Source organism: Thermonema rossianum DSM 10300, from assembly GCF_000426825.1.
Classification (GTDB): Bacteria; Bacteroidota; Bacteroidia; order Cytophagales; family Thermonemataceae; genus Thermonema; species Thermonema rossianum.
Genome location: NZ_AUGC01000001.1, coordinates 263392 through 277292, shown reverse-complemented (window position 1 = coordinate 277292; position 13901 = coordinate 263392). Strand labels below are relative to the sequence as shown.

The 13901-nt window shown below is 50.2% G+C and carries 15 protein-coding genes; 12 read left to right on the top strand and 3 right to left on the bottom strand.

Annotated features, from left to right (window positions below; genetic code table 11):
• Positions 1–36: 36 nt before the first annotated feature.
• The 10 genes from K384_RS01320 (at position 37) to K384_RS01275 (ending at position 8312) form a co-directional block, all read left to right on the top strand.
• Positions 37–1068, top strand: a complete 1032-nt coding sequence (locus tag K384_RS01320; protein WP_038028598.1) for a Smr/MutS family protein — start codon at positions 37–39, stop codon at positions 1066–1068.
• A gap of 6 nt (positions 1069–1074) precedes the next feature.
• The gene (gene nuoK / locus K384_RS01315; RefSeq protein ID WP_038028595.1) at positions 1075–1365 is read left to right on the top strand and encodes an NADH-quinone oxidoreductase subunit NuoK; all 291 of its coding nucleotides are present in this window, start codon (positions 1075–1077) and stop codon (positions 1363–1365) included.
• Positions 1365–3374 carry an NADH-quinone oxidoreductase subunit 5 family protein gene (locus K384_RS01310; RefSeq protein WP_051633000.1) on the top strand — a complete coding sequence of 670 codons (2010 nt, stop codon included), beginning with the start codon at positions 1365–1367 and terminating at the stop codon, positions 3372–3374. Before nuoK ends, K384_RS01310 begins: the two co-directional genes overlap by 1 nt.
• Positions 3375–3389: 15 nt before the next feature.
• A complete protein-coding gene (gene ribD / locus K384_RS01305; protein WP_051632999.1) occupies positions 3390–4493 on the top strand; it encodes a bifunctional diaminohydroxyphosphoribosylaminopyrimidine deaminase/5-amino-6-(5-phosphoribosylamino)uracil reductase RibD in 1104 nt (367 codons plus the stop codon).
• Complete coding sequence (pssA, locus tag K384_RS01300) at positions 4465–5148, top strand: CDP-diacylglycerol--serine O-phosphatidyltransferase (protein WP_038028594.1); 684 nt, start codon at positions 4465–4467, stop codon at positions 5146–5148. Before ribD ends, pssA begins: the two co-directional genes overlap by 29 nt.
• Positions 5149–5154: 6 nt before the next feature.
• Positions 5155–5424, top strand: coding sequence for a phosphoribosylformylglycinamidine synthase subunit PurS (purS, locus tag K384_RS01295; protein ID WP_038028592.1), 270 nt, complete (start codon positions 5155–5157; stop codon positions 5422–5424).
• 25 nt (positions 5425–5449) lie between these two features.
• Positions 5450–5836 (top strand): hypothetical protein, encoded by a 387-nt coding sequence (locus tag K384_RS01290; protein ID WP_038028590.1) that lies wholly within the window; start codon positions 5450–5452, stop codon positions 5834–5836.
• Between the two features lie 25 nt (positions 5837–5861).
• A complete protein-coding gene (locus tag K384_RS01285; protein ID WP_051632998.1) occupies positions 5862–6398 on the top strand; it encodes a hypothetical protein in 537 nt (178 codons plus the stop codon).
• Positions 6399–6404: 6 nt separating this feature from the next.
• The gene (locus K384_RS01280; protein WP_038028587.1) at positions 6405–6977 is read left to right on the top strand and encodes a rhomboid family intramembrane serine protease; all 573 of its coding nucleotides are present in this window, start codon (positions 6405–6407) and stop codon (positions 6975–6977) included.
• Positions 6978–7043: 66 nt separating this feature from the next.
• Complete coding sequence (locus tag K384_RS01275) at positions 7044–8312, top strand: aspartate kinase (RefSeq protein WP_038028585.1); 1269 nt, start codon at positions 7044–7046, stop codon at positions 8310–8312.
• Here the strand turns inward: K384_RS01275 and K384_RS13180 are convergent.
• Complete coding sequence (locus K384_RS13180) at positions 8296–9999, bottom strand: LysM peptidoglycan-binding domain-containing protein (RefSeq protein WP_084147075.1); 1704 nt, start codon at positions 9997–9999, stop codon at positions 8296–8298. The genes K384_RS01275 and K384_RS13180 overlap by 17 nt on opposite strands.
• 142 nt (positions 10000–10141) lie before the next feature.
• Here K384_RS13180 and K384_RS13800 point away from each other — a divergent pair, with 142 nt between their 5' ends.
• Positions 10142–11692 carry an SGNH/GDSL hydrolase family protein gene (locus K384_RS13800; RefSeq protein ID WP_038028582.1) on the top strand — a complete coding sequence of 517 codons (1551 nt, stop codon included), beginning with the start codon at positions 10142–10144 and terminating at the stop codon, positions 11690–11692.
• A complete protein-coding gene (locus K384_RS01260; RefSeq protein WP_084147074.1) occupies positions 11649–12902 on the top strand; it encodes a GDSL-type esterase/lipase family protein in 1254 nt (417 codons plus the stop codon). Before K384_RS13800 ends, K384_RS01260 begins: the two co-directional genes overlap by 44 nt.
• On the opposite strand, the gene K384_RS01255 is transcribed toward K384_RS01260, so the two are convergent.
• Entirely contained in the window at positions 12894–13376 is a 483-nt protein-coding gene (locus tag K384_RS01255) for a hypothetical protein (RefSeq protein ID WP_038028579.1), read from the bottom strand. The two genes, K384_RS01260 and K384_RS01255, sit on opposite strands and share 9 nt — an antisense overlap.
• Positions 13373–13891, bottom strand: coding sequence for a tetratricopeptide repeat protein (locus tag K384_RS01250; RefSeq protein WP_038028578.1), 519 nt, complete (start codon positions 13889–13891; stop codon positions 13373–13375). The genes K384_RS01255 and K384_RS01250 overlap by 4 nt, the downstream gene beginning before the upstream one ends.
• Between the last annotated feature and the right edge of the window lie 10 nt (positions 13892–13901).

Genomic DNA, 13901 nt, shown 5'->3' with positions numbered 1-13901 from the left:
AATTCAAATGTTTCAATGTAATTTAAAACAACTGCCATGAACATAGGAGACCGCGTACGCCTGCTGCACGACAACATGGAGGGCGTCGTAGTGAAAATACAGGGCAACATTGCCGAAGTAGAAATTGAAGATGGTTTCATTATTCCTGTGGCAGCCAATGAGCTGGTACTCATTGCAGGCGAAGAAAATGAATATTTCGACAAGCCGGCACCTGCCAAAAGCAGCCGCCCGGCAAGCGAAAAAAGAGCTTCGCAAGAAGGGAGCAAGCAGCAAAGCGGCGGCACCGAATCACCGCTTTACAGCTATAAAGGGTTGTATCTGGCTTTTATTCCCACCAATGACCGTTTATATCAGCTGTACTTCATCAACAATACCGACTGGACTACGCCTTATGCCGTAAGCAAAGAGCAAAATGGCAATCATATGGGCGTGGCAGGCGGTGTATTGGGAGCACGGCAATATGCCCGTATCGATGAGGTAAACATTGAACAGTTCGATAAGTGGGGCATCTACTATTTTCAAGTGTTGCTCTTCCGCCAAGGCTACTATCCTTTGCCGCAGCCTTTGCTGCGCAAGTTACAGTTCCGGGCTTCGACCTTCTTCAAGGCATCGCAAATAGCACCGGTGCTTGATAAACAAGGCTATGTTTTTCAGCTGGACAAAGATTTTCAATGGAAGGCTACCGAGTGGGAAGTCAGCCGTGCCATCGATGCCCAGCAGATTATTCACAACCTTTTGAAGCAAGACCAAGCCGGGCAAAGCCATGTGACGGTAGAAACGCCCGAATATGAAGTGGATTTACACATAGAAAAGCTGCTGCCCGAGCACAAAGGCATGAGCCCCGAAGCCATCTTCGCCTATCAATTGGATGTGTTCGAAAGAAAGCTCGATGCGGCCATTGCTTCCGGCATGACGGAAATCATCTTTATTCATGGAGTAGGCAACGGCAAGTTGCGCGACGCCATTCAGAAAAGAGCAAGCGGGCATCCACAGGTAGAGTACTTTCAGGACGCGCACAAGGAAAAGTTCGGATATGGTGCCACGCTCATTAAGTTAAAAAGCAAATAACGGGACATGCAGTTCTTTCTGGGCATTGGTGCTATTCTCTTTTGTATTGGCTTGGGCATTGTGCTCACCAAGCGGCAGGCAGTCATGTGGCTGGTGGGCATAGAACTCATGCTCAATGCCGCGAATATCAACATGGTGGTGTTCTCTAAACTGTATGACCCCACCAATCAGCTCTTTGCTCTTTTTGTTATGGTGATTGCCGTTGCAGAAGCCTGCATCATCTTGGCACTGCTGTTGATGTTATACAAACAACACAAACACACGAATATAGATCAACTGAACGAACTCAAGCACTGATGGAGCTTATCCACAGCTTATGGCTTTTGCTTTTGATGCCTTTGGCATGGGGCATCTTGTTGCTGGTGCAGCCTTTTGCCCGGGCGCGCGTCGATGGCGTGGTGTCGGTGGTGCTCTATGGCGGCCTGAGCATGGCAGGCTGGTTGCTCTTACGAAGCACCGGCCAAGTGCCCGGCACGGTCATTGAGCTGCCCGTTCACTGGCAGTTGCTCAAAACCTATTCCGTCAACAGCGGCATTTATATTGACTACCCCACCGCCTGGATGGTCTTTATCGTGGGCTTGGTGGGGAGCTGCGTAGCGCTTTACTCTTGTCGCTATATGCAAGAAGAAACCCACCGGAGCCGCTATTTTGCCTACTTATCGCTTTTTGTGTTCGCCATGCTGGGCATCGTGCTTGTGCGCGATTTGCTGCTCATTTACGTAGGTTGGGAGCTGGTGGGGCTCTGTTCTTACCTGCTCATCGGCTTTTGGCACGAAAGAAGCGAAGCACGCAGAGCAGCCTTGCAGGCTTTTGTTACCAACCGCCTGGGCGATGCGGCTTTCGTGGTAGGCATTGGGGCTTGCCTGCTGCTGACCGGCAGCACCGACCTGCTTCAAATGCAACAAACTTTGCCTTGGTGGGCGGCATTGTGTCTGTTTGGGGGCACCATGGGCAAGTCGGCGCAGTTTCCACTGCATTTCTGGCTTCCCGACGCCATGGCAGGACCTACCCCCGCTTCGGCGCTCATACATGCGGCAACTATGGTGGCGGCCGGCGTGTACTTGCTGTTTCGCCTGCACCCCCTTTTCCCTGACAGCACCTTGCTCGTCATTGCCGGCTTGGCTCTGATAACCATACTATGGAGTGCCCTGCTGGCTTGTGTTCAAAAAGACATGAAGCGCGTGCTTGCCTACTCTACGGTATCTCAACTGGGCTATATGATTCTGGCAATTGCGCTGCACAACCCGGCCGGTGGTTTTGCACACCTGCTCACTCATGCGTTTTTTAAAGCCGGCTTGTTTTTGTCGGTAGGGGCGGTTATTTACTACCTGCATCACTGGCAAGAAAAGAAGGGGCTACACTTCGATGCACAGAATATGTTTTTAACCGGTGGATGGGCACGCCGCGCCCTTTGGTTGGCAATACCCTATGGCATATTGGCTGCCGCCCTTGCCGGCTTTCCACTGACTGCTGGCGCCCTGAGCAAAGAAAACATCATCATGAGCGTGTGGGCGTCCCATGCACGCTTTGGTCAGGTTGCTTATTATTTGGGCAGTGGTGCCATCTTGGGCGCTTTACTCACGGCTTTTTACATGGGGCGCCAAACCGGCCTGATTTGGTTGCGACCGGCACCACCTGAACAAGCGGCCGCCTTTCCGGCTCAGCCCCATGCTACCTTTATCATTCCACTTGCCTTGTTATCCGTTGGGAGTTTATGGTTTTGGTGGAGCCCCAACCCCATGTCATTGGAAGCCGGCGCCATTTGGCAACGCCTGAAAGCCCCTGAAGCTTCCCTGCCGCACGCTATAGGCTACCTTACAAGCGCAGGCGCTTTGTTTATGTTTGCTCTGGGCGCATGGCTTTATGGATTTTCCCCTAAAGGAAAAACGGCACACAACGAGCCTTATTTACAACCTCTTGCCCGTTTGCTCTACCGTTTTTGCTGCTTACAAGACCGTGTCATTCGTTACTTGATGGATGTAGCAAAGCCAAACGAGCAAACGGAGAGTATATGGCTGCAAGACCGCCTTACAGCATGGGGACTGAAACTATGCAGGGCAGCCCACCAATTCGACAGTAAAGGCATTGACCGGCTCATCAATGGTTTAGGCAAAATCACGGTGGTAGCTGCCCATGTGATTGCCTGGACAGACCGCCAAATCGTCGATGGCATGGTAAAAGCCATAGTAGGCATGGCACGCTTGGCTGCCTACATAGGTAGCCGCCTGCAAAGTGGTATTTTACAAGAATACGCTTGGATAGCCATCGTTGCGCTGGCGCTGATTGTCTTAGGAGTTGCAATATAGATTGGATATTGGCTTATGAGTCAACACGAAGATAGAGTATGGATGCAACGTGCCCTGCAACTGGCTACTTATGGCAAAGGGCAAGTAGCCCCTAACCCGTTGGTAGGCAGTGTAGTGGTTCATCAAGGGCGTATCCTTGGCGAAGGATGGCATCAGCGATATGGTGAAGCACATGCCGAAGTAAATGCCCTGCGACAAGTGACCAACGAAGCACTCTTAAGAGAAAGCACGGTATATGTCAACTTAGAGCCATGTGCTCATTTCGGGAAAACGCCCCCTTGCGCCCGCCTGCTGGTGGAAAAGCAAGTGCGCCGTGTGGTGGTGGCCAACTTGGACCCCAACCCATTGGTGGCAGGCAAAGGCATCGAGATACTGCGGGCGGCAGGCATAGAAGTAACAACAGGCGTTTGCCAAGAAGCCGGCTATTGGCTCAACCGCCGCTTTTTTACTTTCATGACTCAACGGCGCCCGTATATCGTTTTAAAGTGGGCGCAAAGCAGTGACGGCTATTTAGCCCCTTTGCCCCCTGCGCCTTTATGGATGACCGGCAAACGAAGCAAACAGCTGGTGCACCGCTGGCGTACGGAAGAAAGTGCTATTCTGGCAGGTAAAAACACCTTGCTTATCGATAATCCACAATTGACGGCCCGCCTTTGGCATGGGAAACAACCTCTGCGCATAGTCATAGACCGCCAAGGGCAGTTGCCGCCCTCTCTTAAGGTGTTTGACCGGCAAGCCCCCACGCTTTACTTCGGTCCTCAACAGGGCGCCGCACGCCCTCTTCCCGGGCATATTGAACACTGCGCCATTCCTGCTGCCGAAGCCCAAGAGCATACGACCCTTTTGGCTTTCGTGCTCGAGGAGTGTTACCGGCGCGGCATTCAATCCATTTTTGTGGAAGGGGGCAAACAGACCTTGGAAACATTTTTAAAGATGGGCTGTTGGGACGAACTGCGTCTTTTTATTGCGCCCTGCTTGCTGCAACACGGGCTTGCAGCCCCCACCCTGCCGCCGGGCGCACGTCTGTTAGACCGCCAAGAAATAGATGGGGACCTGCTTTTGTTTTATTCAAACCCTAAAAACCCTTACCATGCGCAATATCATCCTTCATATACCTAATATGCTTACGCTAAGCAATGCCTTTTTTGGCTGCTTGGCCTTAGCAGCTCTTTACCAGGGCGCCCCTTATGAATCTGCTGCTTGGTGGATTGCCCTCGGTGCCCTCTGTGATTTTTTGGACGGTGCCGTTGCTCGAGCACTCAAAGTGAGTTCGCCGCTCGGCAAAGAGCTGGACTCACTGGCCGATATGGTAACGTTTGGTGTAGTGCCTGCCTCTGTTGCTTTTCGCATGCTTCAAAATGCCGGTTTTGCATGGGCATCGCTGGCTTTTCTTATCGCAGCGGCTTCGGCACTGCGCCTGGCACGCTTCAATTTAGACGAACGCCAAACCAACCACTTCATCGGCGTGCCCACCCCCGCCAATACCCTCTTTTGGATTGGCCTGCCCTTTCTCTTACGACAATTCACGCCGTCGCATCATGCTACTGTCGCTGTCTTACTGCTGCTGGTGGTTTTAAGCAGTTACTGGCTGTTGGCACCTTGGGCTTTGCTTTCTCTCAAATTCAAAAATTTATCTTGGCACGATAACCGCATTCGATACATTTTTGTAGTTTTGAGTATCCTTTGCCTCCTGCTCTTGCAATGGAGCGGACTACCTCTCCTTATCGTTCTTTATGTGCTTTTATCTTGGTTATTTTTCTCTCCAAAACAATAGTTTAGTATGAAATTTGTAGCAGAAGTAAACGTGATGCCCAAAAAAGAATTGCTTGACCCACAAGGAAAAGCCGTTAAATTGGGCTTGAAACATTTACACATTGAAGGTGTGAAAGATGTGAGAATAGGCAAGCATATTGTATTGACTTTTGAAGCGGAAACCCCCGAGCAAGCGCGTGAAATTGTCGATACGGCTTGTCAAAAATTATTAGCGAATGTTATCATGGAAGATTACAGCTTCGAAATCAAGGAGCTTCAAGAAACGCTTAAAAAATAAGAATACAACAAGGCTTGGCAGTTGCTTGGCTGCTTTTTTGTTTTGTCTTTTCCTTTGCTTGCCGGATGCACACGCTCAGCGTGTCGTACCGTCAGATACCATTTCTTCGCATGAAGCGGTACTGCATGTGGGCGAAGAAGTGGTTGTGAAAGGCGTCATTGCACAGGTGGTAATACCGGCCAAAGACACACCGGGGCGTCCTGTATTCCTGAACATGGGGCGCCCATATCCTTACCAAGACATGACCTTGGTTGTATGGCGCGAACAGCTGCCAAAGTCTTACAAAAAATACAAATGGACTGCCTTGGAAGGAAAAGAAGTGTGTGTTACCGGAAAAATGCGCATTTATAAAAACAACCCGGAAATTCACATTTACCATCCTCGCCAAATTCACATTATAGATAAACAGTAATTCAAAGAGTGAAAAAGCAACAGCCATGAAAAAAATAGTTGGTATTATTGTAATGCTGGCAATAGCCTTCCATTTTTCTGCCTGCAAAAAAGTAATAGAAGACCTGCTTACATTTAACATCGATTACAGCAGCAGCTTCACCGTGCCTTCTGCCATAGGCGTCAATACACCATTCAACGTGCCTACGCCCCCCGTACAGACCAATGCCTCGCAAAAGTTTCAAAACAACGGCACCAGCAAGGATAAGGTCAAAAACATCATTCTGAAAAAACTCACCTTGACCATCACCAATCCTTCGCAGGCCAACTTCAGCATGTTTAAAAGCATCAAGCTTTATATATCGGCTTCGGGGCAGCCGAAAAAGCTGCTGGCTGAGAGCGGCGAAATCTCTACTTCTGCCGGCAAAACCCTCACGCTCACTCCTACCCCCGACAACTTGGACAACTACGTAAAACAAGATGAGTTTGAAGTGGAAGCAGAAGTAATCATGCGCGAAGCGCCTTTATATGAAATAGATTTCCGTGCCGATATGACCTTTCAAGTAACCGCTGATCCTTTATAAAAAACTATGCGCATCAGTTACAACGCCCCGGTTATTTTAACCTTTACCTTCATGGCTGCCGGCATCCGCCTGCTTTGTGACTGGATGCCGGGGCTCATCAACTATTTCATTGCCCCCCCTGTCTTCAATGTGTCGTGGAGCCAATACCCGGCATTCGTTACCCATATGCTGGGGCATGGCAGCTGGGAACACTACTTCGGCAACTTCTCTCTTATGCTGTTGATAGGTCCCATCTTGGAAGAAAAGTACGGCTCCAAGCGCTTGTTGTATATGATACTGATTACCGCCTTGCTTGGGGGCGTGCTTAATGCCACCTTTTTCGATACGGGGCTTATCGGTGCCAGTGGCATTGTGTTCATGATGATAGTATTGGCCTCTTTCGTAAACGTGCGCAGGGGCACCCTGCCTCTCACCTTCCTGTTGGTATTGATACTTTACATAGGGCAGGAGGTCGTGCAGGCGTTTTCCGACGATAACATTTCACAGTTTGCACACATTATGGGGGGCGGTGCAGGTGCCCTGTTCGGTTTCATGATTCCTCCCAAAGGTAGCAACAAGCCCACCCCGCCGGTTTTGTAACTTTCGCTTTGTTTTTTGCTCTTTTGGTCATTTTTAAACGGTATTTAAACACCCTGTTTCCTGTTTATGAAAGTATTCAAATTTGGTGGTGCTTCCGTAAAAGATGCGGAAGCCATTCGCAATGTGGCACATATTTTACAAACGCAAGGCACAAGCCGGGAACTGCTTGTGGTGGTTTCGGCTATGGGCAAAACCACCAATGCACTGGAAAACTTATTGGACGATTACTTTGCAAAAAAGGACTATGAAAAGCGTTTCCGGGAAATTTATGATTACCACATAAACACCGCACGGGCATTGTTCCCCGAAGGGCATCCGGCATTTGAAGCCATGGAACGCTTGTTTGTCCGGCTTCGCTACACACTGCTGCACCATACCCGTCCCGAAAATTATCATGAGTCCTACGACCAGGTAGTAGCTTTCGGCGAGCTGCTATCGACCACACTCATCAGCCATTTTTTGCATGCAAGCGGCATACAACACCGGTGGATCGATGCCCGGGATTACATCAAAACAGATACCACCTGGCGCAAGGCACAAGTAGATTGGGCCTGGAGCGAACACCTCATTCAAACCGGGCTGCGTCCATTGCTGGAAACCCAATTGCTCCTTACTCAAGGATTCATTGGGGGCGCACCGGGCGGGCGCACTACCACCTTGGGGCGCGAAGGCTCTGACTATTCGGCTGCCCTCTTTGCAGCGGCACTCAATGCCGAAGATCTCACCATATGGAAAGATGTGCCCGGTGTGTTGAATGCCGACCCAAAACACTATGCCTTTGCTTCTTTATTTGAACATTTATCATACAGGCAGGCAGCTGAAATGACCTTTTACGGTGCCAGTGTCATTCACCCCAACACCATCCGCCCCCTGGCAAACAAGAACATTCCTCTATTGGTGCGCTCTTTCATGATGCCCGAAAAAACGGGCACCCGTATTGATGCCCAAGAGACAGCCCTGGAACAAGCTTGTGTAATACGCAAAGAAAACCAATGCCTGATGAGCTTTTCGGTTAAAGACTTGGCTTTTATTACCGAAGAGCGCATCAGCTATGTGCTGGATGCCTGCCACCGCCTGCATTTAAAACTCAACTTAATTCAAAATTCGGCGCTTTCGTTGTCTGTATGCTTCGATTACCGCCCCGAATATGTGGAAGAGCTGCGTCAGCTGTTGCAAGATGACTTCAGTATCACCTACAACACCAAGCTGCTGCTCATAACCATTTTGAACTACGAGCCGGCTTTATATGAAAAAGTAAGGGGCAATCGTCCGGTGCTGTTGCAACAGGCTACACGGAAACATATTCGTTTTTTGGTGCCTATGGACGAAGCTTAAGGTAAGTGCCTGCCCGCAGGGCGTCGCTGCTCAATCCGTTGATTTTTTTCAGATACTCTACCGACACACCATAGCGGCGGGCAATCCCCCACAAAGTGTCGCCCCGCTGCACATAGTGCCGGGCGGGCGTTGTTGTCTGTGGCCGGCGGTTCGAATACACTACCAATTTTTGCCCGGGATAAATAAAGTAGTCGGGCAAACCATTCCAGCGCTGAAGCTCGGCAATACTTACGCCGTACAGCTGTGCAATTTTGCCCAACGAATCTCCTCTGCGTACGGTGTAAACCTGTTTTGTGGCATTTTCGCCGGGGCTATACGATACCTGCTGAAAAGCCTTGTTCTCTGTTTCCGGCACCACCATTTTCTCTTTTTCCGCGCTGTCTGCATGCTGCCAATCGAGCGTAGCCAGCTGCTCTACACTCAATGCCATCACCATGCTGTTCAGAAAAGCATTGGCATACAATTCCCCTTTGACCGTGTATCCGTTATTGGTCAGGTGAATACGGTCTCTTTTGGCAAGCCCTGTTTGCAGCCAGCGCATCATGGAATATTGTCCGCCACTGATATGATAGTAGTCGTAGAAAGCACAATGGTAGGCCCTTGCCAGCTCTTTGAGCAATGCCGCATAGTCTTTACATGCCGATATGTTCCGGCGGTAGCGATAAGCATCTTGTGGCGAAACCAATAAAATCACGGTTTCGGGATTTTGCGCACGGATGCTTTCTATCAAAGTAACCAGTTGATGCCGCAAGGCGTTTTTATCAAAATGGTTGTTCAGATAGAAATCGTTGATGCCCACATCCAGCACCACCAAATCGGGCTGAAGCACAGCCATTTCCTCTGCCAGCAAAGACTCTTTTGCCCATGAACCAACCCCCGCCCCATTGACACCGGCCGAGCTATATACCACCCCCTTGTCTTCTACCGACTCCAGCCACAGCCCATAACACTCAAAGAAGCGTTGCTCTTCCCTGCTTTTGTTGACCAACACCTCTATGTATCCATCAAAAGAAGGCAAAATAGTCTCAACATAAGGTTTGCCGGGGACAGCATGCAGGCGAATAGGCTCTGCCGTAGGCGATGTTTTTACCAATATATCGAAGCTGCTGCTATCGGCGCGGCAAAAGATGCGCAATTTACGGTGCACCGGCTCATAACTGCCTTTGTTCATACGGATGGTAAAGGAAGCCTGCGGATCTTCGGTATAAACAGTTACGCCGCTGCTTCCCAAAGGAAAAGCCGGCTTGTATTTGGTGATTAAAGCCGATTGCCATATGCCCCGGTGTGACGAACGGTAGTCCACCGTGCCATGGGTGTGGGCAATAGAGTAAGGGACAATCCAGCCTATGCCGCCATTGCCCCAAATGGCAGACAGGCGCTCCCGGATAACCTTCGTTTGCAAATCATAGTGCACGTGCGAGTCACCAAGATGCAACACACGCACTTTGCGGCTCTTAGCCTGTGAAAAACGCTCAAAGAACTGCCTCATGGCAGGCATGTCGAACCACTGCCAATGGTTCTTTTCATATTCTATGAAAGAATACGTATGTGTGTAGCGAATATACTTCTGCAGACTGCCTTCCCTTTCGGTTGCCAAAGAATCAACAGGATAAGCCATGAGCAGCTGTCCTTCGCCCCAAGCCATGAAGGCAAGCAAAAAAACAATCAATGATTTTCGAAAACGCATATCTTCAAGCCAATTCTTCAGTGAATGAGCACAACGGTGAATTCTTCAACGAAGTTTCTTGGTGTACGTAAATTCTTATAGCTTTGTCCAACGAAAGTAATAATTTCATACTCATTAAGCAATTGCATTAATCTTGCCAAAGATGATTCAGCCCATTCGCCCTTTTCTTTTGTTGTTAATTACCGGCGCCATTTTTGCCCTGCTGATGACCTTTATGCCCGAACAAGTAAGCATCGCCGCTTGGGAAATACGGTTCCCCACCTGGCACAATACAGTGCTGAAAGAAAAGCCTCAATATGCCGATATAAAAGCCATCACCAAGCGCCTGGAAGAGACCGAAGCAGCTGAAGCACAGGCGGCCGACTCTTTGAAGCCAACAGCCCAAGACAGCATGGCACAGCAAACGCCCCCACCGCCACAAGCCGGGCGTTTCGAGTATGCAGCCGGACAAGACACCTTGCTTTATCCTTTCTTTCGCACCTTGGATGCCCTCAAAGACGGGCAGCTCCGGCAGAGCATTCATATTGTACACTTCGGCGACTCACAGCTGGAAGGCGACCGCATTACCGCAGAGCTGCGCCATCGCTTACAAAGTCGCTTCGGGGGCTGCGGTCCCGGGCTACAAGGCATCAGCAATCATTTGAATGCCAAAATATCGGTTTATCAAACCAACGACAAACGCTGGCAGTGGTATCCACTCTTCGGCAAGCGCTCCAAACAAGCGCCCTCTAAATATTTTGGTTTGTTGGGCAATATGTATGCATTCGCTCCTTCAAGCCCGGCACCTCTTGATGCAGAAAAAGACATGAGCGATAGTCTTGACTCGCCTGCTCTGCCCGATACCACATCCGGCATTGCCCGGGAAACAGAAAATATACCCGGGCAAAGCATGCATTTTCAAATAGGCACGGTATATCACCGTTCCAAACAAGCCCATGCCAAGGATCGCGAAGTGCAAAGAGTGAAGGTGCTTTTTCGAAGTCCCGAAAGCTCCCTGCGCGTGAAGGTACTGCACAACGGGCAAGTAGCATGCCAAGAGTCTTTCCAAGCCGCCCCTTCGTTGCAAATGCTGGTTTGTGACATAGATAGTGAATTTCAAAACATCAGCATTCAGTTTGAAGGCAGCGGCGCATTAGAAGTGTACGGCAGCAGCTTAGAGTGCCGCTCCGGTGTGGTGGTGGACAATGTGCCCATGCGCGGAAGCTCCGGACTGGAGTTTACCAAAATACCGCCCGCCCACCTACGCGCACAACTCCGCGCACTCAACGTGCGCTTGTTGATTTTTCAGTTTGGCGTAAATGTAGGTGAAGCCGAAGATTACGGCTTCTATGAAGAATTGTTTTACAAGCAATTGAAGTATTTCCGTGAAGTGGCTCCTGATGTTCCCATTTTAGTTATCAGTACCTCAGACCGCTCAAAAAAAGAAGGCACGCATTATGTTTCTTTGAAAAACATTGATAAATTGAGAGATGCCCAACGCCGGGCGGCCTTCCGGGCAGGATGTGCCTTCTGGGATTTGTTTCAAGCCATGGGCGGGCTCCACTCCATGCCTGCATGGGTAGAAGAAAAGCTTGCCAATAAGGACTATACGCACTTCTCGCTGCGGGGCGCCCGCCTGGTATCGGAAATGCTTTATGAAGCTTTGATGTATGAATATGAACTTTACAAAATGGCACAAAAGCCTCGCCCTTAGTTTGCTTTTTGTTTCATGGCTGCTGAACTGCCAGCACCGGCAACCGACGCACTTAACGCCCCAGCGTATGGCTGTGCCTGTTGACAGCAGCGCCAACATCATTCTTTTCGACACAAGTGCTGCCTATGTCCATTTCATTCAAGCACTCGACAGCCTGATTCAATACCGGAACCGCCCCGTTCGTATTCTACACTTCGGCGATTCGCACATACAAGCAGACTTTTTTCCCCACCGGCTCAGGCAGCAGCTACAGCAAAATCCGCTGTTGGGCAATGCCGGCCGGGGCTATTTCTTCCCTGCACGCTTGGCAGGCGCCGGTGCGGACCCGCTTAATATCCCTGGGCAGTATTATTTTGGCACATGGCATGGTTGCCGCAGCATCATCAGCAAAGACAGTTGCCAATGTGGCATTGCCGGCATGAACGCACTTACCTTTCAAGCCATGGCCGGCTACACCTTTGCACTTGATTCAGCTTATGCCGGCTGCCGGCGCATCAAGGTCTATTATGACACCCAAAGCGACAGCACTTTTTATCCTTTGTTATGGGCAGGCATGCGCTGGCACATGCCCCGGCGTATCCACCGCCGGGGCTACGCCGAGTTTGTCGTAGATGCTCCGGCGCCCTACACCCTCGGCTTTCAACGTTTGCGCCTTGCTCAACGTTACTTCCGCTTGCAGGGCATAGTCATCGAAAACGATGCGGCCGGTATTCTCTATCATTCGGCCGGCTTAAACGGCGCCACGGTAAGTTCTTATTTGCGCTGCTCGCAACTCGCAGTGCAAATCGCAGCCCTTCAGCCCGACCTGGTGATTGTGTCGCTTGGAACAAACGATGCTTACCGGCAGTATTTCGACGACCGCCGGTTTAAAGAACAATACCGCGAGCTTATCCGGCAAATCCGCCGGGCAGTTCCTCGCTGCAGCATTTTGTTGACCACTCCCGGTGATTGCTACTTTCAGCGCCGGCACCCCAACCCTCACATAGCCACCGCTGTGCAACGTCTCAAGGAGTTGGCACAGGAAGAAGACTTGCTGCTTTGGGACTGGTTTGCCGTCATGGGGGGCAAAGGCAGCATATATGCCTGGAAACAAGCGGGCCTGGCCAACCCCGACCTGGTGCATCTACTACAACCGGGCTACGAATTGCAAGCCAATTTGCTTTACAGTGCCCTCATGCAGTTATACAAACTGCATAAAGGCTCACTGTAAACGCTTGATAAAAATTGCCCATCCGCCCAACCGGGCTATTCCTGCAATAGCCAAAAGAGAGACCAGCCAAGCGGTAGGCTTACGCCCGTAAATATCGACCAGGCGCCGCAGCAGTCCGTCCCTGTCTAAAAGTTCATACACCAGGTTTTGCAGGGCTTGGCTATCCACTTGCTTCACCAAATAAGCAGCATAAAACAACACACTAAACAACATCAGCACCAGCAAAAGCACCACATACATAGGCACGGAAGCCCAAAACTGCACTTTTTTGTATTGCTTGGCTGTTTCGGCTACAAACTCACGCGCCATCAACACACGCACACGGCAAATGCGCCAAGCCGCCGGCACCGTAAACAGCAGCAGCATCGCCCAACTCCATGCGCTCAAAGTGCCGTCGAAAGCCAACCACAAGAGCGCATAACCTAAAAAAAACACTGCCAAAGCATCTAAGAAAAGAAAGCGTGTGGCTTTCATCGGTCATAGTCGTTTAAGATGTTCATCTTACGCCGGCAGCGCTCTATGCACTGCTTGTAATAATTTATATCGTCATCGGACAAGGCGAAAGCAATGGCTTGCTTGTACGTTTCAATTGCCTTGGCATAATCTTGCTGCATTTCATACATGATGGCTTCCTCTCCCAGCAGGCGCGAGCGGCTAATGCCCGGCACCTGCCGTGCTTTTTCAAGCAAGCTCTTCAACTCATCGAAACGCTCCAGTTTCGACAGGCACACAATAGCATTCAAATACACGGGCAAGTAATCAGGCGCATATTTCAATGCCAAGCTGTACAGCTCCCAAGCCTTCTCCAGGTCTTGGTATTTCACTTCATATACCCACGCCAAGTGGTTATAGGCACGCCCATAAGCCGGCTCGCGGGCAACGATTTGATTCAACAACTCCACCCCACTGCCTATGCGGTTATCTTTCAGCAGCTGGTCTGCTTCAAAAAACCAATCATCTAATTCCGGGTCAAAAAAACGGTCACTCATTTTTCAAATG